Here is a 26,757-nt window from a genome sequence, read left to right on the forward strand (position 1 = left end):
CACTTGATCCGTCTTATTTTGTAATGATTTGATCCAGACTAGCAATACTTAATGCCATGTCAGCAATTTGTTGCAACTGTGCTAAACGGTTGTTACGGACAGCTTCATCTTCGACCATGACCATCGTTTGATCAAAATACTGATCGATAACTGGTCTTAAGCTGACTAATTGCTCATAGTTCTCTTTAAGTGTACGTTCCGCAAACTGAGCTTTCACTTTCTCAACTGCTTCGTACAATGCTTGCTCTGCTTCATTTTCAAATAAGCTTGGATCAATTTCATTCGTTGTTTCTTCGGCTTTTTTCGCTAGGTTCATCACACGCGTCAAAGCTTCCATCGATGGTTTGAAGTTTTCATCTTGCAAACGTTCTTTCAATAGACGTGCAGCTGCAAAAACGGTTGTCAAATTACTTTCCTTCGCATTCAAGACAGCATCGATCACATCGTGGCGAATGGCTTTTGTCATCAATCGTTGGCGTAAACGACCTTTGATAAAGTCGATCACATCACTTCCTTGAACGAAAGCTAACCCGAAACGCTCTTGATTTTCATTGATTGCCGCATTCACTTCTTGTTGTAATTGTACCAATGGGAAAGCCCATTGTTTTGCTTCAATGATCCGAACGATCCCATATGCTTGTCGGCGTAATGCGTAAGGGTCGTTTGAACCACTTGGCACCATTCCTACAGTGAAGAAAGAGAAAATGCTGTCTAATTTATCGGCAATAGCCAAGACTGCACCAATCGTTGTTTCTGGCAATTCACCTTCACTGGCGATCGGTAAATAATGTTCACGGATCGCTGTCGCAACTGCTGGATCTTCTCCATGCAACAACGCATATTTTTCACCCATGATTCCTTGAAGTTCTGGGAATTCTCCAACCATGTTCGTCACTAGGTCAAACTTATAGATTTCGCCGGCACGTTGTAATGCAGCTAGTTCTTCCCCTGATAAACCGACAGATTTACCGATAACAGATGCAATCACTTGCACACGTTGCATTTTTTCATATATGCTACCGATCTTTTCATGGAAAGTCACTGATTTCAACTTATTGACATAATGTTCGATTGGGAATTTTTTGTCTTCATTGTAAAAGAATTCCGCATCTTCTAAACGCGCAGTCAGTACTTTTTGGTTCCCACGAATAACGTTATCTAACTTCACACGATCTCCATTTCGTACAGCGATGAAATGTGGTAAGAGTTGTCCTTCGGCATTTCGCACATCAAAATAACGTTGGTGTTCCTTCATGGAAGTCACGAGTACTTCTTCTGGTACAGACAGATATTTTTCTTCAAAATCACCAGCAAAAACAGTTGGATACTCGACTAGATTATTGACTTCTTCAAGTAGATCTTCATCAAAATCGATGTGCCAATCATTTTTTGTTGATAATTGAGTCGCTTGTTCCATGATCATTGCTCTTCTTTTTTGTGGCGAAGCAACTACAAATTGCTCAGATAGCTTTTCTTCATATTCCGCTGGATGAGCAAATGTCACATCTTCACCTAAGAAACGATGGCCACGAGAAGCACGTCCAGTTTTCACATCTAAAAATTCAAACGGGATCACTTCTTCCCCAAATAGTGCCACGATCCAATGAATCGGGCGAATGTATTCAAAGTCAAAGGAAGACCAGTGCATTGTCACAGGGAATGTCATGCTTTTAATCACATCGATCAATCCTGTCAAGACTTCGATCGCCGGTTTGCCTTGAGTATATTTCGTCACATAGACATATTCCACACCTTTGATTTCTCGGAAGGTGATATCGTCTGTCGTCAATCCTTGCCCACGAACAAATCCCTGAGCTGCTTTAGACCAGTTGCCTTCAGCATCTAATGCGATTTTTTTCGCTGGACCTTTCACTTCTTCTTCACTGTCAGCCTGACGTTCCGGCACATTTGTTACTTTGATCGCCAAACGTCTCGGAGTCGAGAATGTTTCGATTGCATCGTAAGTCAATTGATTGTCCGTTAAAAACGCTGCTGTTTTTTCTTCTAATTGCTTCATGCTTGGTGTCACCACATGCGCTGGCATTTCTTCCAAGCCAATTTCTAATAATAAGTCCTTTGCCATCTTATTCACCTTCCTTAACAGTCGTTGGATTTTCTGATTGATTATTCAGCAATGGGAATCCAAGTTTTTCACGTTCTGCAACAAAGATTTTCGCCACAGATTTCGCCATGTTACGAATGCGAGCCAAGTAGCCAGCACGTTCAGTCACAGATACTGCACCACGAGCATCTAATAAATTGAAGGTGTGACTACATTTTAAAATGTAATCATATGCTGGATGGACCAGATTTTCTTCAATACAACGTTTCGCTTCTTTTTCAAAGCGATCAAAATTACTTAATAATAATTCTTGATCACTCACTTCAAATGAATATTTTGAGTGTTCGTATTCAGGCTGTTTGAAGATCTCGCCATATTTGACACCTGCTGACCATTCAAGATCATACACACTTTCCACTTCTTGGATATAAGAAGCTAGACGTTCTAACCCATAAGTGATTTCTGAAGTGACTGGTTTACATGGCAAACCGCCGACTTGTTGGAAGTACGTAAATTGCGTGATTTCCATGCCATCTAACCAGACTTCCCAACCAACACCGGCACACCCCATCGAAGGGTTTTCCCAGTTGTCCTCAACAAAGCGGATATCATGTTCCAACGGATCGATCCCTAACAAACGCAAGCTTTCCAGGTAAAGTTCTTGGATATTTTCTGGTGATGGCTTCATCACCACTTGGAATTGATGGTGTTGATATAACCGGTTAGGATTCTCACCATAACGACCATCAGCTGGTCGACGTGATGGCTCAACGTAAGCGGCATTCCAAGGTTCTGGACCAATTGCTCGCAAAAATGTGTAAGGACTCATTGTACCTGCCCCTTTTTCCGTATCGTATGCTTGCATCAGCATACAACCGTTCGATGACCAAAATTTTTGTAATGTCAAAATCATTTCTTGAACTGTTTGCTTCTTACTCATATAATTACCCCTTTCATCTTAACCAAGAATCAAAAATAGTAACAAAAAAAGTCCCTATGTTTGCGTAAACAAACATAGGGACGAATATCTTCGCGGTTCCACCCTACTTCCGAGCGACTCGGCAGCTTCGTTGATCGTACTCACAAGTGCCTCTTCAAAAACCGTTAGCATTCGGCTCTCACTCTCCCGAACTCGCTTGTGCCACTTGATTTTCTACTGATCTTGATCATCGTACGTATGTGAATATTGAATATCTTTCATAAATGACATTCGTCTATTGAAAAAACAATAGTTACTATCTAGGCTTTATAATAGACGTTAACCCAGTACTTTGTCAAATATTTTTGAAAAAAATCCATTGTTTCAAACAATTTTTCATTCCTCTGCAGGATTTTCCTTCGTTGCCTCATCGGTCGGTTTCATGATATGTTCCCAACTTTTCATTTGATCAATAAACTTTTTACTTTTCAAATGGATGCCCACGTATTCTTCATATAACAGATCAATCAATTGGCGAATCTTTTGTTTCGTTTCTTCTTTGAGGTCGATCCCACTGATGCGATCATACGAGATTGCTGAGAAGAGCCGTACGAAGTGAACTGCACGTGGGTCCGCGTGATACCGATGATGATCTAACTCCCAGTGATTTTCACATAAGACGCCACCATATTTGGATGAATAATCAAATTTTCCTTGCGTCTTTCCACACACTGCACAGTGGGTCCAAACTGGCGAGATCCCGAAACGTTGCAATAATTGGATCTCAAAAATATTCGTAATGATCTCTGGGTCATCTCCTTGATCCATGCGTTGCAATGCTTGGTGTGTGAATTGAAATAGATTCGGATCATATTGCCGATCCTCGATCGCCGCATCCACTAAGTTCAACAAATAAGTCCCGTAACCGCTAAGAAAAATATCTTCTTGTATCTTACGAAACGAGTGGACATCTTTTACACTGTTAACAAAGGACAAGCCTTCATTATGAAAATGACCAATATAAATTGCTTCCGTAAAAGGCAACAATGCGGGTGCAATCGGTTGATTTTGACGATGGATCCCCTTGACATAAAACATCATTTTTCCTGCCGATTCTGTAAATATCTTGACTAATTTATCTTTTTCCTTGTAGTTGCGACTAGAAAGGATGATTCCTTTTGATTCTGCAAGCTGACTCATCGTCACCCCTCCTCTGACTTTAACGTAGATTGCTTTTTTTAAATTGAAAAGAAGGAAAAAGTCATGCGAGCATCCGTGAAGTCGAGACAAAAGTAACTATTACTTTTATTCCAGACTCTTAATTGCTTCCATGACTTAGTTGTCCTCTAACTTCTATAACTGGATAACCGGTGTTCGAAAAGCTGACCCTCAACACTAAGCTGAAAAATCAAAAAATATGAAAAGCTATTTTCCCACGTTCCGCCTTACTATTCGGAGCTGACCGGCTTTCTCACAACCTATGATAAACGGTGCTCAAGAAGCAACACTTCAATAATAAGCCCATAAAATCAAAAATGAAAAAGCCATTTTCGATTTTCTTGTCTTATTACTCAGTGCTGAACGCTTCTTTCACAACCTATGATAAACGGTGTTCGAAAAGCTGACCCTCAACATTAAGCTGAAAAATCAAAAAATATGAAAAGCTATTTTCTGATTTCCCAGCTTACTGCTCAGATCATAGCACTTTTCTCACAACCTTGTTTAATACTCGTCTTGACGATATCCAAAGTCTTGTAAATAGACTCGTTTGTCTCGCCAATCTTTTTGGACTTTTACCCAAAGTTCTAGAAAGACTTTGTCTCCTAGCAGATTCTCAATATCTCTTCGTGCTTTTGTTCCAATGTCTTTCAGCATCTTACCGCCCTTACCGATAATGATTCCTTTTTGACTATCACGCTCTACGATCATCGTAGCTTGGATATGGATTTTATTATTCTCATTACGTTTCATCGTATCAATGACTACTGCGACTGAATGGGGTACTTCATCTCGTGTCAAAAACAAGACTTTTTCCCGAATCAATTCAGAAACGATAAAATATTCCGGATGGTCAGTGACTTGATCGTCTGGGAAATATTGTGGGCCTTCAGGCATTTCATCCACTAAGACCTCCATCAAACGTTCGACATTGTTTCCTTCTGTCGCAGAGATCGGCACAACTTGGGCAAACTCCATTTGTGAGGAATAATCTTCAATGATCCCTAACAACTCATCTGGATGGACTTTGTCGATCTTATTGATCACTAAATATACCGGTGATTGGACATTTTTCAAGCGTTCGATGATGAAATCGTCGCCTTTTCCTCTTTTTTGATCGGCGCTGATCATGAACAATACCGCATCAACTTCACGTAAAGCACTATAAGCTGTTTCTACCATAAAATCGCCTAAACGATGTTTGGGTTTATGGATTCCTGGTGTATCAATAAAGATCAATTGTGCTTCAGGAGTCGTATATACTCCTTGGATCTTATTTCTTGTCGTTTGCGCTTTATCACTCATGATCGCGATTTTTTGACCAACGATCCGATTGAGCAACGTCGATTTACCAACATTTGGTCGTCCGACGATTGCTACAAATCCAGATTTATGTTCTGACATAATTACTCTCCTTTTAATTAAAAAACAGTTGATAGATTTTTGGACCAAATAAGATGATCCCAACGATTACAGCGAAGCAAGCAGTCAATAACACTGCCCCAGCTGCCATATCTTTGATTTTTTTTCCAATGGGATGAAAATGGAAGTCTGTGAACATATCCACTACATTCTCAAACACAGTGTTCATGATTTCGACGATCCATACGAGAAAGACTGAAAGGAGCAACCATAGCCACTCCATTCGATCCAATTGAAAGATGAAACCCATGATCAGAGCAATGATCCCAAGAGCCACATGTTTCTTCATATTTCGTTCTTCATCAAAAACGGTTTTGACTCCTTGTAAAGCAAACTCCACTGACATCAAAAAATGTTTGTTTTTATCTACTTTTTGTTCTTCTCTTTTATCTTTTAAGTCCATAAGCATCTAAAATCTCTTTCTGTAAGCCAAACATTTCCGCTTCATCTTCAGGTGTCATATGGTCGTAGCCGTTGATGTGTAAAAATCCATGGACGGCTAAGAAGCCTAGTTCGCGATCATAGGAGTGACCATATTCTTCAGCTTGTTCTTTTGCCCGATCGATTGAGATCATGATATCTCCCAATACACGAGGCATTGGCTCATCGTCCTCTTCAAAAATCACTGGGATCTCGTCTTCACCTTCATCTTCTAACGCAAAACTGATCACATCTGTTGGTGCGTCTTTGCCACGGTACGTACGATTGATTTCTTGGATAGACGGATTATCCATGAAGGTCACCGACATTTCCGTCTCATCTGATAAAGAAAGTTTTTTTGCTGCAAATTGAAGCAATTCTTCAATTTCTTTGATTTTCGTTTCAGATACAGTGTTTGTTTCATCGATAAATGTAATATCCATTAGTCATCGCTTCCTTCTTGCTATTCTTTTTCTTGTTTCATTTTTTCTGCTTCAGACTTCATCTTAGGGTATTTGATCCTAGAGTGGAAGGTACTGCTCAATCCACTAACAAGAGATTTTTCAACTTTGCGGATTTCTTTGAGTGTCAATCCACTATCATCAAGCTGACCATCAGAAATCCGTTCTTCAATCAAATTATGCACAAAAGCTTCGATTTTTTCACTGGTTGGATGATCCATCGCTCGCACAGCGGCTTCGCAACTATCCGCAATATTGACGATTCCAGCTTCCCGTGTTTGCGGTCTAGGGCCAGGGTAACGGAATTGTTCTTCTGTTACTTCTGGATTACGTTCTTTTGCTTTGATATAAAAATAACGCATCAAAGTCGTCCCATGATGTTGCTTACAAATATCGATTACCATTTTTGGCATATCGTACTCTTCTAAAATCTTCGCACCGTCAGTCACATGCCCAAAAATAATTTGTTTACTATCTTCAGGAAGTAAAAAGTTATGGGGATTTTCCGCACCAGAAGGTAAGTTCTCCACGAAAAAGCTGGCATGTTTGATTTTGCCGATGTCATGGTAATAGCAAGCCACACGTGTCAACAACGAACGTCCACCGATCTCAGCAACTGCATTCGCACTCAGATTCGCAACCATCATACTATGATGATACGTTCCCGGTGCTTCTTCTAGCAATTGCTTCAATAATGGATGGTTTGGATTACTCAATTCATTTAGAACGATCACACTGTCATCATTCACTAATAGCTCAATATAAGGGTGCAGACCAATCGTCAGTAAATACGACAGAAATGCGCCCATGAAGCCACATACAAGTGTCAACCAAGTGGTGCCATCACTAAAGCTCATGCCTTGATAAACCACTAAAACGACATCCATCAATAACGGAAAGACAACGACCCACATGATTGCTGGGAACCATTGTTCTGAAATACGTTGTCGTTTTAAAATTGCTGCTAAAAAGCCGGCAAATAGGTACGAGACCAAAATCACAGTCAAAAAATTCGTACCAATCGAATTGTAAAAAATGAATAGCGCTGAAACTGCTTGGAACAACGCAGCCATGATACCCGCTCTTCGATTCACGAAAAAGTTCAAGACTAGCGGTACAAACGCTGCTGGGTAAAGTAACGGAATGTAAGTCGCTTGTTCTGTTTGAAAGACTTGGAAAAATTTCATCAATAAAATACTGATGGACATTGCTGTTACGTAGAAAAGTATATACTCTGTTCGTTTGAAAAGATCTTTATACTGTAGTGAATTGTAGAACAACACACCAATTTGTAACAACACCGCTAAAATCATTGCTACCAGAGGAAAAATCGAAGTAGATTGACTCGTCAAACCTAACAATTCTAATTTTTTCATAGCCGCTGCATCGATTTGATTTCCTTCACGAACAATGATCTCCCCTTGGAAAATCATGACGGGTTGGATGGAGTCACGTGCCTCTTGCTTCAATTCTTCTGTTCGTTTCTCATTTAACACATCATTCACAACAATGCCCTGATCGACTAAATAGCGGATCATTTCTTGTTGTTCTGCCGAAACATTCAAATACTGGATCTTATCATTTGCTTCTTGTTTAAAATTATCTAAATCACTTTCTCGAACTTGCTTACTCATTTGTTCGTCAATCAATTTCAAGCTTTCATCACGAACCGTCGTAATTTCACTTTCTGACATATTCATGATCGTTGAGTAAAAACTATTTGGTAATTTTTGGTAGAACGCGACATCATCCGCATTTGAACTTTCGAATATTCGTTTCAATGCAGCTATCCGTTCTTCTACTGTTGGCTTTGGTACATTTTCATCTTCTTTTGCCTTACTGACTTTTTCTTCATATTGTTTGTCGATCGTGTCATTCGCACGACTGATCAAAACAAACAGTTGATTGATCCGACGATCTTGTTCCGAAGCTAGGTCACTTTGGTAGGTGTACTCAGGTGTTACAGCTTCAGCTGCTAATTTCCTTTTTTGTTCGGTTTCCTCCGTGTTCTCAATCGTTTTGTTGGCACGGATACTTTCTTCCGCTACTTGTCCCTCTCTAAAATCATTGGGCTTTTGCTTCACGCTACTAAACGTGATCCCACACATCAAAAGAAAGAAAAGCAATAAGAGAAAAGGTGCTGCAGCTTTCCCTAATTTCGCTTGAAGCTGCTGCAATATTTTGTTCAACATGTGGTAATCCTCCTAAAAAAGCTATTCTTGATGAAGATCCGCTTTTTCATAAGCTTTGATGATTTCTGCCACGACAGGGTGACGAACAACATCACTCGCTTCAAAATTCACAAAATCGATTTTTTTGATTTGTTTCAGTGTTCGTTCTGCATGGATCAATCCACTCATCGTGCCTTTTGGCAAATCGATTTGGCTCGTGTCCCCATTGACGATCATTTTTGACTGATAGCCAAGCCGAGTCAAAAACATTTTCATTTGGGCAACTGTGGTATTCTGCGCCTCATCCAAAATCACAAAGGCATCATCTAACGTTCTACCCCGCATATAGGCAAGTGGTGCAATCTCGATGATCCCTCGCTCCATCAAACGATTGGTATGATCTAACCCAAAAATTTGATACAGTGCATCATAAACTGGCCGTAAATATGGATCGACTTTTTCCTTCAAATCTCCAGGTAAGAATCCAAGATTTTCACCTGCTTCGACGGCTGGGCGAGTCAAGATGATTTTTTGGACTTCACCTTTTTTTAAGGCAGCAATCGCTAATACGACAGCCAAAAATGTTTTCCCAGTACCAGCTGGTCCTACACCAAAGACCACATCATGTTTGGCGACAGAATCGACGTATTTTTTTTGTCCGCTATTTTTGACACGGATCGGTTTGCCATTGCGATCTTTGACGATCTCTTGTTCATACATCTCAACAAAATAGTCCAATGTCCCTTTTTGAGCCATTTTCAAGGCAGTGACCACATCAGGCATACTGATATGGATCCCTCGTTTGATCAATTCTTGTAACGTTCGGATCACGGAAGCAGCCAAAGAAATATCGGTTTCTTCCCCGATGATCTGGATCACTTCACCTCTTGTGTGGATCGTTGTTTCAGTTGTTTCTTCGATCAGTTTGATATGTTTATCATGTGACCCTAAAAGCATACTGATATCATCAGTTGCTGTTAATCTAATATCCAAAGAACTAGACGCTTCTGTCAAAAATAGACATCTCCTTTATTTCAAATCGTTCTTACCTATTCTACCATAATCATGAAAAACTATATAGCGAATAAAATGAGACAGCTTGAGAAAAAAGTTTTAATTTGGATTACTGAGACAAAACGTTCTTCAATTAAAACAACCTAATCATTTAGTAACTAGCAGAGATACCTGACTTTGAACATCAGTTGCCCAATTTATGTTAATCTATGAATCTTTTGCCAAGTAACAACAAATGTTTTTAAACAAAAAAATATTGATCAAAAAACTATTCTTTTAATGAACACAAAAAAACTACGGACACTTTCGCGTCCGTAGTTTCGTTTGCTAAGATTAAGACTGCAATAGTTCTTTTACGATAGCATTTACTTGATTTCCATCAGCTTTTCCTTTGACTTTAGGCATGATTACTCCCATGACTTTACCAAATTCTTTTGCAGATGAAGCACCTGTTTGCGTGATCGCATCTTGAACAAGTTGTCGAATTTCTTCTTCAGAAAGTTGCTCTGGCATATACTTTTCGACTATCACAATTTCACTTTTCACTTTTTCAGCTAAATCGTCACGTCCAGCTTCCTCGAATTCATGCAAAGAATCACGGCGTTGTTTCATTTCGCGAGACAACACTGTTAGTTCTTCTTCTTCTGTCAAGTCGTGACCTTCTTTAATTTGCTCGTTTTGTATAGATGACTTGATCATACGAATCACCTGTAAAGATTCTTTATCTTTAGCTTTCATCGCTGTCTTCATGTCATCGTTCAATCTACTTAGTAGTGACACACTACCAACTCCAATTCATCAAAGAACTAGAATTTTTTGCGTTTTCTAGCTGCTTCAGATTTTTTCTTACGCTTTACACTTGGTTTTTCGTAGAATTCACGTTTACGAGATTCTTGTAAAGTACCCGCTTTTGACACGGAACGTTTGAAGCGACGAAGAGCATCGTCAAGTGATTCGTTTTTGCGAACGACTGTTTTTGACATATTAATTCCCTCCCTCCGAGCTTAAAAAGTAACCGTAATTGTTATTGAAATGTTAATCTCAAGAAACAAGACTGTTCTATAAACATTATAGCTAAAGCAGTTTTGACCGTCAAGAGAATCTTATGATTTTTTTAAATAATCACCTGTTATTTTATTAAAAATTATTATTGACAGCTCTCACAGCGACCAAATATCTCGAAGCGATGCCCTTCAATGGTACACCCACTGAGTTGTTCTTCAAAATAATTCATTGGACACATATGGATTTCTTTTGTCGTCCCACAAACGGTACATATAAAGTGGTGATGGTGGCCAATCTCGCCTTGACAACAATGAAAACGGAATTTCATTTCTCCATTTAGATCCGTTTCTTCCAAAAGATCTAACTCTGAAAAGTCATGTAAATTACGATAGATCGTATCATAGCTGACTCCTTTAAATTCCTGACTCATATAGTCAAAGACTTCTTTTGCAGAGACGTAACGATTTCGTTTGATTAAATATGCGAGTAATGCTTCTCGCTTTTTCGTGTATTTGAACCCGTTATTTTTCAATGTTTCTAAAGATTGTTCAATCAATGTTTGTTTATTCATCATTATCCCCCAAATCAAAATGATTACGAAGTATGTACACTCGAGTATGGTATAATAAACCTAAAAAAAAAGCAAGCGAGGTTTTTTATTTATGACTGCCGAATCAAATGAAGTCGTCACCTTTTTTGTCATTTCCGACTCTGCAGGTGAAACAGCGACAAAATTAGCCCAAGCCACAATGGCGCAATATCCATCCATCGAATTTAGTTTATTTCGACGAACATTTGTGACTGATCCAGAGACGTTGCAACGCGCACTAAATGATGCATTGTCAGAACAAGCATTAGTTCTCCATACATTGATCAACCAAGAATTGGTGGATTTAACAAATGAATTTTGTCAAAAAAACAAATTATACAGCTTTGATGTATTGACCCCCCCAATTGCAGAAATCGAGCGCTTGACTGGTATCAAACCGACACGTCAACCAGGGGCACTTCACTTATTGAATGAAAATTATTTTAAACGGATCAAAGCGATGGAGTTTGCGGTGAAATATGACGACGGAAAAGATCCTCGAGGTTTTTTGGAAGCCGATGTTGTCTTACTTGGTGTTTCCAGAACTTCTAAAACGCCGTTAAGTTTGTTTTTAGCCAATAAAAATTTAAAAGTAGCGAATCTCCCACTGATACCTCAAGCTCATATCCCTAAACAGTTGTGGGAAATTGATCCGAAGAAGATTGTTGGATTAACAAATAACCCTGATATTTTAAATAACATTCGTAAAGAACGCATGCGTTCATATGGCCTGAATCCAGATACTGCGTACTCCGATATCGAAAAAATTCGTGCAGAATTGGAATTTGCCAATGAACTTTATGAAAAATTAGGGTGTGTCGTCATCAATGTTGCTTCTCTTTCTATTGAAGAAACAGCTTCATTGATCTTGAATGAGTTAGAGCTGGAAGACCATAGCTATTACGGCACAGAAACTTCGGAAGAAAAGTAGAAATCTCTTATCTTTTTAAATAATAAAAAAAGGGTTTGATCGGCGCATCAGCGTCTTTCAAATCCATTTTTTAATGACTTTAGTTAGTTCTTTTGATGCTCTACATGTTTGATCGTTTGTTCTAAAATATCTAATACATGAAAGTCATCCAAACTGTAAAGGATCGTTTTTCCTTCACGTCGTGATTTCACCACATGGTTTTCACGTAACAAGCGTAATTGATGAGACACAGCCGATTGTTCCATTTGAACAGATTGACTGATCGACGTCACATTTTTTTCACCATCTTTTAAATAAAGTAAAATATTCAAACGTGTCGGATCACTTAATACCTTGAATAATTGACTCACTTTTTCTACTTTAATGTTTTGATTCCCCGACAAACGATTCACCTCCAAAAAAAGACTGACTACTAAAGTGTACCACTTTTTTCGTCAGTCTCAACTGTTTATTCTTCTGTCATTGATTTGATGCTAGCTTCAAGTGCAGCAATTTTTTCTTGTGCTGCTTCGTTTGAATCACCTTTGACACCAATATAAAATTTGATTTTTGGTTCCGTTCCAGAAGGACGGATCGCGATCCAACCGTCTTCTTCTAGTGTATATTTCAATACATCTGAAGGTGGAGTCGTTAGTTTTTCTACATTTCCTTGAGCATCTGTTTTTGTCAGTGCCTTGAAATCTTCTGTTTGTAAAACTTTTTCTCCGGCAAATTCAGTTGGTGCATCTTTTCTGAATTTCTCCATCAGTGAAGCAATTTTCGCTGAACCTTCTTGACCACTCATTGTGACTGAAATTGTTTTTTCTGCATAATAGCCATACGTTTCAAAAATCGATTGTAACCCATCATAAAGGGTCTTATCTTGTTTTTTATAAAATGCAGCAACTTCTGCTAATAATAATAGTGCTTGAATCGCGTCTTTATCGCGAACGAATGGTTTGACTAAATAACCGTAGCTTTCTTCAAAACCAAACATGAATGTATGCGCCTTGGTTTCTTCAAATTGTTGGATTTTTTCAGCAATAAATTTGAAGCCAGTCAAGACGTTCATCATTTCTACACCATAATGTCTAGCGATTGCTGTCGGTAGTTCACTTGAAACGATTGATTTCAAGACCGCCGCATTTTCTGGCAGTGTTCCTTTTTCTTTGTGAGCTTCCAGGATATATTGGACAAGCAAAGCGCCAATTTGATTTCCAGTCAATACTTTGTATGAACCGTCTGGCAAGCGTACAGCTGCACCTAGACGATCGGCATCTGGATCAGTAGCAATCAATAGATCTGCGCCTTCTTTTTCGCCTAAACGGATTGCGTATTCAAAAGCAGAGTGTTCTTCTGGATTTGGTGATTTGACTGTGGTGAAGTCTGGGTCAGCGACTGCTTGCTCAGGAACCAAGACAAATTGTTCAAATCCCGCTTGAGTCAACGCACGCTCACCTAACATTTTACCTGTTCCGTGTAACGGCGTGAAGACTAGCTTCAATTCTTTCCCTAATGTTTCTACTAATTCATGATTGATCGTCACTGCTTTGATTTCTTCCAAGTACGCTTGGTCGATTTCTTCGCCGATGATCGTGATCAAATCACTATTTTTTGCTTGTTCTTCTGCTAAAACTTCTACTTTTAGTGGATTGCTGATGTTTCGTACATATTTTGTCAATGCGTCTGCATCAGCAGGTGGCATTTGTCCACCATCTTCGCCATAGACTTTATAGCCATTATATGCCGCTGGATTATGAGAAGCTGTAACCATGATCCCAGCGAATGCGTTAAGATGACGAACCGCAAATGAAAGCTCTGGGGTTGGTCGTAAGCTTTCAAAGACAAAAGATGGAATACCATGTTGCGCTAAAGTTTTTGCCGCTTCCATCGCAAATTCTGGCGATTGATGACGTGAATCATAAGCAATCGCTACCCCACGTTTTTTTGTTTCTGCTCCTTGTTCATCCATAAATTGTGCAAGCCCTTCTGTTGCTTGACGTACAGTATAGATGTTCATTCGATTAATTCCAGGCCCTAAGATCCCGCGCATTCCTGCTGTACCAAATTCCAAAGGTGCGTAGAACGCATCTTCTAATTTTTCAGGATTTTCACTTAATTCTTTTAATTGTTTTTTTAAATTTTCTTCTAATGATTCTTCAGTTGCCCATTGCTCGTAAACTTGTTTCCAAGACATGAAGCTGACACCTCTTTCTAAAAATATGTTCCTTTCTAAGTATAGCATTCTCTTTTTAGATAGCAAAGCATAAGAAAAAGGACAATGACATTCATCATCGTCCTTTTCGCTTTCCACATCATTAGTTATCCTTGAGCGTTTGGCGTTTCTTCTAAAGCTTCCAAGTATTTATATACTTGTTGTCCAGCAATCCCGCCATCGCCTACTGCTGTAGTGATTTGGCGTAGATCTTTTTCTCGTACATCGCCAATGGCAAATACACCAGGCATGTTCGTACGCATGTCTTGATCTGTTGGAATCCAGCCAGCATCATTTGTGATCCCAGATTTGCGGAAAGGTTCAGTCAACGGATCTAGTCCAACATAGATGAACACACCGTCAGCTGCTAATTCGATTGCTTCCCCTGTTTTTGCGTTGTGCCCTTTGACACCAGTAACGACCATATCATTTCCGATGATCTCATCAGTGATCGTATCCCAAACAAATGAGATTTTTTCGTTCGCAAATGCGCGATCTTGGATGATTTTTTGCGCTCTTAATTCATCACGACGATGAACGATAACGACTTCTGAAGCAAATTGTGTCAAATACACAGCTTCTTCTACCGCAGAATCGCCACCACCGATCACGACTAAGCGTTTGTTACGGAAAAATGCACCGTCACAAACCGCGCAGTAAGAAACACCACGTCCAGCATATTCTTCTTCGCCTGGTACCCCTAGTTTACGATGGATACAACCAGTTGCAATGATGACTGTTTTCGCTTCGTAACTTTTGTCTTCACAGATGACTTCTTTATAGTTGCCATGATCTTTGATATCTTGGACGATACCATAGACATTTTCAGTTCCAAATCGTGAAACACCTTCATACATTTTATACGCAAGGTCTGGACCCATGATCGAATCAAATCCAGGATAATTTTCTACTTCTGCGGTATTGTTCATTTGCCCGCCAGGTGCCCCTTGTTCGATCATCGCTACTGATAAGTTTGATCTTGAAGCATATAGAGCAGCGGTCATACCAGCAGGCCCTGCGCCAATTACGATTACATCATACATATGTAGATTCCTCCGTTTTAAAATCAAGTAAGCCTACTTTACAGCCAATCACACAAAAAGTCTATTGTTCTGCCTACGAGTTTCGAATAGATATATTATACTCGAAATCGATAGACAAAAACAATAGACATTCTTATTCTATCCTATTTGTTCGCTAGATTTTCACCATTCGAAGCAATCACTTGTTTATACCAATCAAATGATTTTTTCTTTGTCCGTTTCAATGTACCATTGCCTTCATTGTCACGATCAACATAGATAAAACCATAGCGTTTCTTCATTTCACCAGTTCCAGCAGAAACCAGATCGATACATCCCCAAGTCGTATAACCTAAAAGATCAACACCATCTAATTCGACTGCATCTTTCATCGCTTGGATGTGTGAAGCAAGATATGAAATGCGATAGTCATCTTCCACATAGCCATTCTCATCCGGAGTATCTACCGCGCCCAACCCATTTTCGACAATAAACAATGGTTTTTGATAACGATCATAAATATCATTCAAGGTTACCCGTAAACCTAATGGATCAATTTGCCAGCCCCATTCACTTGCTTCTAAATAAGGGTTTTTCGTTGATTCAAAGATATTTCCTGCGGTTTGTTCTAATAATTTTGGATCGGTTGTTGAAACACGAGAAGAATAATAAGAGAATGAAATAAAATCAACGGTATGTTGTTTCAATAATTCTAAGTCTCCTGGTTCCATTTTGATCTCGATGCCTTGACGTTCCATTTCTTTTAGCGCATATGCTGGGTATTCTCCTCTTGACTGCACATCGATAAAGAAGTAGTTTTCGCGGTCTGCTTGGCGTGAAGCCCAGACATCTTCTGGTTTACATGAATAAGGATAATAAGCCCCCGCAGCTAACATACAGCCGACTTTATTCTCAGGGTCGACTTCATGCGCGATTTTTGTGGCAATCGCACTCGCTAGTAACTCGTGATGAGCTGCTTGATATTTGACTTGCTCTACATTGTCGCCTTCTTCAAAATACAAGCCAGCACCCATGAACGGTGCATGTAAAATCATGTTGATTTCATTAAAGGTCAACCAGTATTTTACTAATCCTTTATAGCGGTTAAAGATCACGTGACAAAGATTTTCATAAAATCCGACTAATTCACGCGAACGCCATGCCCCGTATTCTTTGACTAAATGCATTGGGCAGTCAAAATGAGTAATCGTTACTAAGGGTTCGATCCCATACTTTTGACATTCTTTAAAGACATCTTCATAGAATTTCAACCCTTCTTCGTTTGGCTCTTTCTCATCACCTAATGGAAAAATACGGCTCCAGGCAATCGATAGACGGTAGGTTTTAAAGCCCATTTCTGCGAATAAGGCAATATCTTCTTTATAGTGATGGTACATATCGATGGCTTCTTTTGCTGGATAAAAATGTTCGTCATCAAACTCAAACATTTTTTGTTGACCGGTAATCACTGGAAAACGATCTGGACCAATCGGCACGACATCTACATTGGCTAAGCCGCGCCCTCCTTCATCGTATCCACCTTCACATTGATTGGCAGCTGTTGCGCCACCCCATAAAAAGTCTTTTCTAAATCCCATCGTTGTTATACTCCTTCCACTACACGTTTTTCTGACAATTCTCTTGCTAATTCATCTTGCACTTCGATGCCTTCTGCTGTTAAGCGATCGATGGCTTCTTTAAATTGTGGTAAATACTCTTGATGAGCAATAAATAATTCATCCATCATGCGTTTCGCTGTTTTACCAGAACGAACTAATGGATTGATCGTAAATGCTTGTAACGCTGTCCCATAATCACCTGTGACAGCTGCTTCGATCGTCAACAACTCCATATTTTTCATCACTTGTAACCAGCCACGTTCTGCTGTAGGTAATGAACCAAAAGCAACACTTCTTGCTCCTTGCGCGCCTACATACGCTGTTACTTCAACGACACAGTCTGCAGGTAGATCAGGCACTGCCCCATTGTTTTTCGTTGAGACAACGATTTGAGTTTCTTTATTGCCATAGATCGAAGCAATCGTTTCACACGCAGCATCCGAATAATAGGCACCGCCTCGTTGTTGTAATTGTTCTGGTTTATGATCGAGTTGCGGATCTTTGTATAGCTCAAACAATTCCGCTTCTGTTTGTTTGACTTGTTGTGCTCGCGTTCCGATCGTGCGGTATTCTTCCAACGCATGCTCCAACATTTCTTCTTCACGATAGTAATAGCGATGATAGCCACAAGGAATCATGTTCATTTGATCGAGTTGTTCTCTAAAGAATGGCACATCGAATATATTTTTTGGCAACCCATTATCTTCCGCATAAAGTTGTTCGATCAAATCTTCGGTACGATCATTTCCTTTTGCATCCGCTACTTTGTGCCAATGGAAATGGTTCAGCCCAGCAAATTTATAAATCAACTCTTCTTTCTTTTCACTGATCATGACTGGCTCTGTCATCATTGCCATTACGGGAACATTGCACAATCCAATCACTTTGTCCCATTTCCCATAACGAACGACTGCTTCAGTCACCATACCGCTTGGATTAGCAAAATTGATCAACCAAGCGTTCGGACAAAGGCGTTTCATATCTTCAACTACTGCTAAGATGACTGGGATCGTCCGAAACGCCTTGAACATCCCACCAGCACCATTGGTTTCTTGGCCTAGCATGCCGTAGTAGGCTGGAATACGTTCGTCTTTTACACGAGCATCCAATTGACCGACCCGAAATTGTGTAGTGACAAAGTCCGCATCTTTCAATGCTTCCTCACGATCCAAGGTCGCATAGATTTTCACGTCATATGGAGAAGCATCCCACATCCGTTGGGCCATTTCACTGACGATCGCTAGTTTTTCACGCCCAGCTTCGATATCGACTAACCAGATTTCACGAATCGGCAATTCATCGTAACGTTTGATAAAACCTTCCATTAATTCCGGTGTATAACTACTTCCGCCACCAATTGTCGCGATCTTGATTCCTTGATTCATACACTCACTCCTTCGTCTTTTTTACAACTCTATTATCATTTTTGTAAATAAAAGTCACAATACTTTTTGATTACTTTGAATAATCATTTACAAAATGATCGATATTCTTGTGATTTTTTGTAAATTTATTGCGCATAACAAAAAGAAAAATAATAAAAAAAAACAAATAAAGCCTAATCTTTTAATCAAAATTAGCGAGTAAAGGAATTACTTCTCTTTGATTTGTTCCATTGACACACTTAATAATACCGTTTACAATTATTTTACATACTTTTAACTAAAAACGTAAAAAAGAGGATCGAATTATGCTATTAAAGGAAAAGCTTAAACAAATCAACTTTTCACCTTCAGAAAGCGAAGTCATCCGTTTTCTCCAAGCCAATGAAACAACTCTGGCCGATCGAACGATTCAACAAATTGCAGCAACTTGCTATGTCCATCCTTCTACTTTGATTCGGATCGCCAAAAAAATGGGGTTTCATGGATGGGTGGATTTTAGAGATGCGTTCATCGCTGAAACAGAATATCTGCAAGGCAACTTTCAAGAAGTGGACGCCAATCTCCCTTTTTCCGAAAATGAAGGCATCATGACGATCGCTAATCGGATTGCGGCACTTGAACGTATGACGATCCAAGATACGTTATCCTTGTTGATGCACGACGATCTCCAACAAGCAAAACAACTTCTGCTGCGAGCCAATAAAATCGTATTATTTTCGAGTGACACCAACACCTTGATCGCTCAATCCTTCAAATTGAAAATGAATCGGATCAAACAAGAAGTGACCATTGTGCCAACTTCTGGTGAGTCTTATTACGATGCCTACAATTGTCAGCCTGAAAACTGTGCAATCTTGATCTCCTATACGGGAGAAAATCAGATGATGCTTCGGACTGCTGAAATTTTGAAAGAAAAAAATGTGCCGATTTTATCGTTGACGAGCATCGGTGAGTCCAGTTTGTCCACAGCGAGCGATGTGGTATTACGCCTGACAACACGTGAACGATTGTACTCAAAAATCAGTAGTTTCACGATCAATACGTCGATCTCCTATTTGTTGGATGTGTTATATAGTTGTGTCTTTGCTGAACATTATCGTGAGAACCTCAATTATTTGATCGAAGTCGGGCAAAAAGTCGATACACGGCAGATTAGTTCATCCATTATGAAAGAAGAACTATTTACCGATGCAATCGAAGATGGCGATTAGTCTACTTTCATAGATGAAATTGTAAAAACATTCGCTAAGGACTATGTTCTTTCTTAAAGATCTCTCTATCATCCAAATAGCTAAATTCCTTAGAAAAATAAGCCGTAACATCCAAAATATGAGAGGAAATCCTCGGATGTTACGACTTTTTTTGGAATCAGGTACTTAGAAACATCCTCCTGTGGAAAAATGCTCTTTAACACCAAGCTAACTTTCTAAAACCTTGATTTTAAAGGATTTAAACTCATCAAGTCAACGCTGTGATCAACTCATCCCCATTCGTCACGATCTTCGATTGATTCTCGACGATATCCAGGTAATCTGCTGAATTGGTAATAATGACAGGGGTTTCTACGCTATAGCCTTCACTTTCGATTGCATTGATATCAAATCGCAATAAGACGTCTCCTTGTTTCACTTTATCCCCTTGTTTCACAAAAGATTCAAAATGTTTCCCTTGCAATTGTACAGTGTCTAAACCAACATGGATCAACAGTTCCAATCCACTTTCAGAAACTAAACCGATCGCATGTTTTGAAGGAAATAGCGTCATCACTGTCCCATCGAATGGTGCAACAACTTCCCCTTTTTCTGGATAGATCAAGATTCCTCTTCCTAACGCGCCTTTAGCAAATGCTTGGTCTTTTGCTTCGCTTAAAGATGCAATACCGCCTTGGATCGGTGTTTTGACGATTTCTTTGATTTTACTTTCTTTTTTCTCAGGTACTACTTCTTCCGTATCTTTCCATAACAAGAAAGTCAAAGTAAAACCAATCGTTGCTGCAATTGCAATACCGATAAAGGCATTGTACATGCCACTTGCATCGCTACCACTAATGAAGTTCACCACTCCGAAGATGCCCAGTCCACCCATTGTATAACCTGTCGTACCACTCATCATCAAATAGATACCAGAGAGCGAGCCACCAATCATTGAATAAATGAACGGGGTCTTTTTAGGTAAAGTGATTCCATAGATGGCTGGTTCTGTTACGCCAAAGATTCCTGAGATAAAGGCAGGCATACATAAGGCTTTCATTTTCTTGTCTTTAAACTTGAAGTACATCGCTAACACAACGGCAGTTTGTGCAAAACTTGCCCCAAAAACACCTACCAGCATTTGACTTGAGCCATTTTGTGCCAGCTGCATGATCGCCAAAGGAATGATACTCCAATGTAGACCGAAGATAACTAATACTTGCCAGAAGAAACCTAGGACCCCACCATATAATGCTGGTGAAAAATCCATCAATGCTTGGAAACCTGCACTCAACCACTCTGTTAACAAGCTGACGATTGGGCCAATCGCCAAAAAGCCGATCGGTAGAGCAATCAATAAGACCATAAAAGGAACAACAAATGTTTGGACAACTGTTGGAACGATCTTCTTCGCAAATTTTTGCACTTGTCCGGCAAAAGCAATGATAAAGATGACAGGAACAACACTTGATGTATAAGAAGCTCCTACCCAGGGAATACCCAAGAAACTTTCATACGCGGGCAATCCTAAAAGGCTAAGCGGCGCTGCAGCACCTTGATTGGCTGCTTCAAAGCCACTTTGTAATGCCGGTCCTTGTACGGTCGGATAGACAAGGGCTGCACCGATGACGATGCCGACCATTGGATTCAATTTGAATTTTTTAGCTGCTGTATACCCTAAAATAACTGGCATGAAATAAAAGATCGAATCACCGATCCCATTTAACATGATATAAGTTCCGGAAGTCTGCTCATAGAATCCTAAAAAGATAAATAATGCATTCAATCCTTTGACCATCCCGGCAGCTGCTAAAGCTCCTAAGAAAGGCTGGAAACAACCACTTAAAATATCGATCAAACGATTAAATATATTGCCTTTCGCAGGGGCTAATTCCGCATCTTCTGAGATCCCTGCTACACTTAATACATCTGCATATACGTCTGGTACATGATTACCAATGACTACTTGGTATTGCCCACCGCTTTTCATGACGGTCACGACACCATCCATATTCTTCAATGTCTCGTCATCTGCTTTACTTTCGTCTTTTAGCCGAAAACGCAAGCGAGTCACACAGTGCGTCAAACTACTGATATTTTCTTTTCCGCCAACATATTTCACGATTTCTTTTGCTAAATCTTGGTATTTTCCCATGTTCTTTTCCTCCAATTGTTTGATTGAAGGTTTAGCCAACTCAATGTCACTATCCTTTGGTACTCATTCGTTGAACCCACGGCCCTCCTTTTAGTGATTTTTTAAATGATTATTATCTGCCAAACGAGCCAGATGGATCGTTAAGTAGACAATTTCATCGTCTGACATATGATAATTAAATGTTTCCTGTAAGAATAAAGCGATTTTGTCCACGCAGCCAGAAGCCGTTTGGTATTTTCGCTGGATCATCTGGATCAGTTCTTCCTCGACCTCACCTTCTTGGGTAAGGGACGTGTTCATCACACGGCTGAGAAAAAAACGAAGATGCGTGACAAATCGGAAAAAATAAATCGATTCTTCATCAAAGGGTGTTTGATAATAATAGCGAACGATATTCAAAATATCCTGAATGGTTTTCGTAAACTGGTACATATTGTTCATACTATCTTGTTCTGATTGTGCATTGACTAAATGAAGGGCAATGAATCCAGCTTCATTTTCGGATAAATCAAATCCATATTTATGATGGACTCTTTCAATCGTTTTTTTACCTATTTGGTATTCTCTCGGAAATAATTGCTTGATATCATATAATAAAACATTAGGTAATCCAACGCCGGTTTTATAACGTTTAATCGCATTGTATAAATGATCGGTCAATGAAATATAAATGGATTCATTCAATGTCACATCTAACTTTTCTTTCGTATACTCGATGATCTCGTAGGAGAGTTCGAGGTATTCCATCGGGATATCCTCCGCTAATTTTTGAAAATGCCTCGACAGTCGATCATCTGTCAAATGAAATTCTTTATCCACACCCGCTTCTAAAATAGCATCACCAATCTTTTTTTTGAATGCTAATCCTTTTCCCATAACGATCATTTCTCGATTTAATTTGTCCCTTGTGACAACGACATTATTATTTAGAATTTTTTCAATCCGCATAATATCCCCTTTCTATGATTGTCACTCCTAAAAAAACAAAAAAACCCAAAAAGTCAGCCATGGAATCGATTCATGGTGACTGATTAGGTTTAGCTTGCGTGATGCAATCACTATCCAACAGTATGTTCTTTTCTTCATAGTAGCGAAACAATTTTAAAATGTCAACGCTTTCTTTTGTATTATTCCTATATTTCTAAAAAAAATTCTTTCACGTTAACATGGAAACTACCCCTCCCCCAGAACAGCCATTAACCGGATAGTAAGAATAGCCGATGGACTTTTTTGATTTGAATCACACTGCTGGCAATCAAGTCATAAAAAATAAGCCTTGATCCCCAAAAGTTGGCACGTTTTTGGGGATTCAAGACTTATGAGTTGAGGCTAACTATTTTTATCACGGTTTACGATACAAGTGTTTCAAAAACAGATACCTTTATTCTTCCCTGTTACTCACTTTGTAATTTGTACATATCTGCGTATAGCCCTTCTTCGGCTAATAGTGTTTCATGGTTGCCTCGCTCAACGATATGTCCTTTATCTAATACGAGGATCAACTCTGCATCGCGGATCGTCGACAGACGATGAGCAATAGCAATCGTTGTCCGACCTTGACGCATCTTCGCAAGTCCTTCTTGGATCAACACTTCTGTTTCTGTGTCGATATTCGCCGTTGCTTCATCCAGAACTAAGATTTTAGGATCCGTTACAATTGTTCGAGCAAACGTGATCAATTGGCGTTGCCCACTCGAATAGCTTGCCCCTCTTTCAATCACTTTTGAATGATACCCTTTCGGTAAGTCTTCGATGAACTGATTCGCTTGGACAAACTCAGCGGCTTCACGTATTTGTTCATCTGTGATCTCAGGATTCATCATTCGGATGTTTCCAGCGATATCCCCGTAAAATAAGAACGCATCCTGTAACACTAGGCCCATTTTATTGCGTAATTCAGCAATTGGATACTCACGAATGTCGTGATCATCAATCAAGATCTGTCCTTCATAAAACTCATAAAAACGCATCAACACATTGATGATCGAACTTTTTCCACTTCCTGTATGTCCGACTAATGCGACAGTTTCTCCTGGATTAGCAACAAATGAAATATTGTTCAATACATTGTTTTTTCCATCATAAGAGAAGCTGACATTGCGAAATTCGATTTTTCCAGCAGTGATCGTCCGATCCGCTGATTCCTTTTGCTGTGGTGCATATTCTTCCGTATCCATGATTTTCAAGATACGGCTACCTGCGACTGTTCCATCCGTAAAGACACTCAAGAAGTCCATCATTTGTGACATCGGATTAAAGAATCCTTGAACATAGGTGGTGAAGGCAAAGATCAAACCGACTTCAACTGGTGAATGTAACGCGTCGAGTCCGAACAACGTCAAAGTCAAGGCAATTGCTAAAGCATATAAAAAACTGATGATTGGACTCAAAAGAATCGAATTTGTCTTGATCATGGCATAGCGAGTCGCTAGATACTCTTCATTGACTTCCTCAAATTCTTTTGCTAAACGCGATTCTTGACGAAATTGTTGGATGATCCGCATCCCAGAAATCGATTCATTTAATTTTGTGTTCAATTGACTCAAGCGTTCACGCATATTTCGATAGATCCTTGAACTGAATTTTTGATAATACCAGATCACTACTCCTAAAATCGGTAAAAAGATCAGACACCATAGCGCGATTTTTTGATTGATTTGAAACATCGCAATAAATGAAGAAATCACGGCAAAAATTCCTGTTAAAACCATCAGAAAGACATACCAAAATTCAAACAGTGTTTCTGTGTCATTGGTCACACGAGAAACAGTTGATCCAGCTGGCGTTTGGTCAAAGTACCGCATTCCTAGTGTATGCAGTTTCTCAAACAACTTTACACGGATATGTTGGTAGGTCTTCAATGACGCCATCGAATAGAGATACCATTGGAAAAACCAGATGATACTTTTGATGATGACTCCAAATAGATAAAGCCCTGCAAAGAAAAGGATGACTTGTGTCGTTGCTGACTGCTTCGCTAGATGCTCATCCATGAATGTTTGGATGATCCTTGGCAATAGCACATTGATGACTGATAATACTAAAGCAAATAAAATCGCAATGATGAATGTCGAGCGAAAGGGTTTAGCAAATTGCATCAACCGTTTAATGATCGAAGCTTGTTCTTTATAGGTCATGGATTTTGACCATTCCGACTGATATTGATCTTCCATTATTCGCCACCTCCTTCAATTTTTGCTTCTAATTGTTGTTTCTGCCACATTTGTTCGTACCAACCACCAAGAGCTAACAACTCTTGATGTGTGCCACGTTCAATGATCCGACCATGATCGATGACGATGATTTCATTGGCGTGCATGACACTACTTAAACGATGGGCAGCAATGATCGTGGTTTTGTTTTTCCGTTCTGCTTTAAGGTTCCGTAAGATTGCTTCTTCTGTCTTAGCATCAACAGCGGATAATGCGTCATCCAAAATCAATAATTCGGGACTTTGGATCAATGCACGAGCAATCGACAACCGTTGCTTCTGTCCACCAGAAAGGGAGACCCCACGTTCACCGACCATTGTCTGGTACCCTTCTGGCAGTCCTTTGATTTCTTTGTTGATATACGCCAATTCCGCTGCTTCTTCCACTTCTTCTGGTGATTTCTGTGGATTGGAGAAGCGAATATTATCTAGGATCGTCATCGAAAACAAGAAATGATCTTGTGGCACATAACCAATCGAGCGCAACAAGGCATCTAGTGAGTAGTCTCTGATCGTTCGTCCGCCAAATTGGATTTCTCCTTGATAATGGTCATACTCACGCATCAATAATTTGATGATCGTGGTCTTACCAGCACCCGTTTTACCAACGATGCCTAACGTATCACCTTCATTGATCGCAAATTTGATGTGTTCCAATGCTGGCTGTTCATCGTCTGGATAGGTAAATTGTGTGATTGCCACATTCAACTCACCTTTTGCTGGTGTCATTTCTGCTCCTACTTTTTCGACGATATGTGTTTTCTCATGCAATAGTTCATTGACACGATCATACGAAGCATTCCCTCTCTCTAGTACATTGAACAGACGTCCAATCGCAAACATTGGCCAGACAAGCATGCCGATATAACTGATAAAGGAAACCATCTGTCCAATTGAGATCGTACCATCCAAGACATAACGTCCACCTAAAATAATGGTTGCCACATATGACAAGCCAATGATCAATGTGATGAAAGGATCAAAAAGCGCATCTAAAAAGTTTACTCGCTTATTTTTCTCAATGGCATCATCGATCTTTTCTTGGAAATCTTCCAAGTCTTGTTTTTCTTGACCAAATGTTTTGATGACTTTGATACCTGTGATACTTTCTTGCGTTTTATCGTTGATACTTGAAAAGGCTTCTTGTGAATCACGAAACGCATCATGTAATTTTGAGCCTAAGATCCTTGAAGTAACTGCTAATAATGGCAATGGGATCAATGCAATCAATGTCAAGCGCCAATCAATGAATAGAACCATCGCAATGATCGTCGTGCCTCCAGTGATCACTGAATCTGCAAATGTTAAAATTCCTGCACCAGCTACATTTTGGATGGCGTTCAAATCATTCGTTGCATGAGCCATCAAATCACCCGTCCGGTATTTTTGATAGAACAAACTATCCATTCGCGTAAAATGAGCAAATAGACGCTGGCGTAATTCTTTTTCAAGCCTAGCTGCACTGCCCCAAATGTTCATTCGCCAAATATAGCGAAAAAGATATTGCAAAAAGGCCGCAATGATCAATACGCCTATCCACAATGCAATGATTTGCATCGAGATGTTTTGATCGGCGATTTCATCGATAATGATCCCGATGACTTTAGGTGGGATCAACTGCACTAATGCCACCGCGAACAAAGAAAATACGCCAATCAAATAGTGCTTTTTCTCTTGTTTAAAAAACCAACCCAATTTTCTGAAAATCGACATATATTTCCTCCTTCTAACTCCTAAAAAATTCATTTATTTCCGAGGTTGAATTGCAT

General features: G+C 39.6%; 22 protein-coding genes. 2 read left to right on the forward strand and 20 right to left on the reverse strand.

Annotated elements, in window-relative coordinates; all coding sequences use genetic code 11:
• Positions 1 to 13: 13 nt before the first annotated feature.
• The 11 genes from glyS to IGK77_RS10415 all read right to left on the reverse strand — a co-directional run bounded on the left by glyS (position 14) and on the right by IGK77_RS10415 (position 11,263).
• On the reverse strand, positions 14 to 2,083 hold the full coding sequence (gene glyS / locus IGK77_RS10365; RefSeq protein WP_074799535.1) for a glycine--tRNA ligase subunit beta: 2,070 nt from the start codon (positions 2,081 to 2,083) through the stop codon (positions 14 to 16).
• A 1-nt stretch (position 2,084) separates the two neighbouring features.
• Positions 2,085 to 3,002 (reverse strand): glycine--tRNA ligase subunit alpha, encoded by a 918-nt coding sequence (gene glyQ, locus IGK77_RS10370; protein WP_010734964.1) that lies wholly within the window; start codon positions 3,000 to 3,002, stop codon positions 2,085 to 2,087.
• A 375-nt stretch (positions 3,003 to 3,377) separates the two neighbouring features.
• Entirely contained in the window at positions 3,378 to 4,181 is an 804-nt protein-coding gene (recO, locus tag IGK77_RS10375) for a DNA repair protein RecO (protein ID WP_074799536.1), read from the reverse strand.
• Positions 4,182 to 4,703: 522 nt separating this feature from the next.
• Positions 4,704 to 5,603 carry a GTPase Era gene (gene era, locus IGK77_RS10380; protein WP_438713177.1) on the reverse strand — a complete coding sequence of 300 codons (900 nt, stop codon included), beginning with the start codon at positions 5,601 to 5,603 and terminating at the stop codon, positions 4,704 to 4,706.
• Positions 5,604 to 5,616: 13 nt separating this feature from the next.
• Positions 5,617 to 6,024: a diacylglycerol kinase family protein gene (locus tag IGK77_RS10385; protein WP_029594236.1), complete on the reverse strand. Its 408-nt coding sequence runs from the start codon at positions 6,022 to 6,024 to the stop codon at positions 5,617 to 5,619.
• Entirely contained in the window at positions 6,008 to 6,484 is a 477-nt protein-coding gene (gene ybeY, locus IGK77_RS10390; protein ID WP_010734960.1) for an rRNA maturation RNase YbeY, read from the reverse strand. The genes IGK77_RS10385 and ybeY overlap by 17 nt, the downstream gene beginning before the upstream one ends.
• Positions 6,485 to 6,504: 20 nt before the next feature.
• Complete coding sequence (locus IGK77_RS10395) at positions 6,505 to 8,694, reverse strand: HD family phosphohydrolase (RefSeq protein WP_074799537.1); 2,190 nt, start codon at positions 8,692 to 8,694, stop codon at positions 6,505 to 6,507.
• Positions 8,695 to 8,715: 21 nt separating this feature from the next.
• Complete coding sequence (locus IGK77_RS10400) at positions 8,716 to 9,687, reverse strand: PhoH family protein (RefSeq protein ID WP_010734958.1); 972 nt, start codon at positions 9,685 to 9,687, stop codon at positions 8,716 to 8,718.
• A gap of 333 nt (positions 9,688 to 10,020) precedes the next feature.
• A complete protein-coding gene (locus tag IGK77_RS10405; protein WP_010734957.1) occupies positions 10,021 to 10,467 on the reverse strand; it encodes a GatB/YqeY domain-containing protein in 447 nt (148 codons plus the stop codon).
• Between the two features lie 26 nt (positions 10,468 to 10,493).
• Positions 10,494 to 10,670, reverse strand: a complete 177-nt coding sequence (gene rpsU, locus IGK77_RS10410; RefSeq protein ID WP_002356740.1) for a 30S ribosomal protein S21 — start codon at positions 10,668 to 10,670, stop codon at positions 10,494 to 10,496.
• 164 nt (positions 10,671 to 10,834) lie between these two features.
• A complete protein-coding gene (locus IGK77_RS10415) occupies positions 10,835 to 11,263 on the reverse strand; it encodes a Fur family transcriptional regulator (protein ID WP_010734956.1) in 429 nt (142 codons plus the stop codon).
• Between the two features lie 91 nt (positions 11,264 to 11,354).
• On the opposite strand from IGK77_RS10415, the gene IGK77_RS10420 reads away from it, so the two are divergent.
• On the forward strand, positions 11,355 to 12,212 hold the full coding sequence (locus tag IGK77_RS10420; protein ID WP_010734955.1) for a pyruvate, water dikinase regulatory protein: 858 nt from the start codon (positions 11,355 to 11,357) through the stop codon (positions 12,210 to 12,212).
• A gap of 83 nt (positions 12,213 to 12,295) precedes the next feature.
• Here IGK77_RS10420 and IGK77_RS10425 read toward each other — a convergent pair whose 3' ends face one another.
• The 5 genes from IGK77_RS10425 to IGK77_RS10445 all read right to left on the reverse strand — a co-directional run bounded on the left by IGK77_RS10425 (position 12,296) and on the right by IGK77_RS10445 (position 18,432).
• Positions 12,296 to 12,595 (reverse strand): ArsR/SmtB family transcription factor, encoded by a 300-nt coding sequence (locus IGK77_RS10425; RefSeq protein WP_065095735.1) that lies wholly within the window; start codon positions 12,593 to 12,595, stop codon positions 12,296 to 12,298.
• 65 nt (positions 12,596 to 12,660) lie between these two features.
• Positions 12,661 to 14,388, reverse strand: coding sequence for a phospho-sugar mutase (locus IGK77_RS10430; RefSeq protein WP_074799538.1), 1,728 nt, complete (start codon positions 14,386 to 14,388; stop codon positions 12,661 to 12,663).
• Positions 14,389 to 14,513: 125 nt separating this feature from the next.
• A complete protein-coding gene (gene trxB / locus IGK77_RS10435; protein WP_074799539.1) occupies positions 14,514 to 15,449 on the reverse strand; it encodes a thioredoxin-disulfide reductase in 936 nt (311 codons plus the stop codon).
• Positions 15,450 to 15,592: 143 nt separating this feature from the next.
• Positions 15,593 to 17,026: a 6-phospho-beta-glucosidase gene (locus tag IGK77_RS10440; protein WP_019724140.1), complete on the reverse strand. Its 1,434-nt coding sequence runs from the start codon at positions 17,024 to 17,026 to the stop codon at positions 15,593 to 15,595.
• A 5-nt stretch (positions 17,027 to 17,031) separates the two neighbouring features.
• Positions 17,032 to 18,432 (reverse strand): 6-phospho-beta-glucosidase, encoded by a 1,401-nt coding sequence (locus IGK77_RS10445; protein ID WP_074799540.1) that lies wholly within the window; start codon positions 18,430 to 18,432, stop codon positions 17,032 to 17,034.
• A gap of 305 nt (positions 18,433 to 18,737) precedes the next feature.
• Here IGK77_RS10445 and IGK77_RS10450 point away from each other — a divergent pair, with 305 nt between their 5' ends.
• Entirely contained in the window at positions 18,738 to 19,643 is a 906-nt protein-coding gene (locus IGK77_RS10450; RefSeq protein WP_074799541.1) for a MurR/RpiR family transcriptional regulator, read from the forward strand.
• Between the two features lie 247 nt (positions 19,644 to 19,890).
• Here IGK77_RS10450 and IGK77_RS10455 read toward each other — a convergent pair whose 3' ends face one another.
• The 4 genes from IGK77_RS10455 to IGK77_RS10470 form a co-directional block, all read right to left on the reverse strand.
• On the reverse strand, positions 19,891 to 21,777 hold the full coding sequence (locus IGK77_RS10455) for a beta-glucoside-specific PTS transporter subunit IIABC (RefSeq protein ID WP_074799542.1): 1,887 nt from the start codon (positions 21,775 to 21,777) through the stop codon (positions 19,891 to 19,893).
• A 90-nt stretch (positions 21,778 to 21,867) separates the two neighbouring features.
• A complete protein-coding gene (licT, locus tag IGK77_RS10460) occupies positions 21,868 to 22,725 on the reverse strand; it encodes a BglG family transcription antiterminator LicT (protein WP_019723114.1) in 858 nt (285 codons plus the stop codon).
• 446 nt (positions 22,726 to 23,171) lie between these two features.
• A complete protein-coding gene (locus IGK77_RS10465) occupies positions 23,172 to 24,950 on the reverse strand; it encodes an ABC transporter ATP-binding protein (protein WP_071866771.1) in 1,779 nt (592 codons plus the stop codon).
• Positions 24,950 to 26,701, reverse strand: coding sequence for an ABC transporter ATP-binding protein (locus IGK77_RS10470; protein ID WP_071866770.1), 1,752 nt, complete (start codon positions 26,699 to 26,701; stop codon positions 24,950 to 24,952). The genes IGK77_RS10465 and IGK77_RS10470 overlap by 1 nt, the downstream gene beginning before the upstream one ends.
• Positions 26,702 to 26,757 lie beyond the last annotated feature (56 nt).

It is taken from the genome of Enterococcus sp. DIV0806c (assembly GCF_051710905.1).
Lineage (GTDB): Bacteria > Bacillota > Bacilli > Lactobacillales > Enterococcaceae > Enterococcus_B > Enterococcus_B mundtii.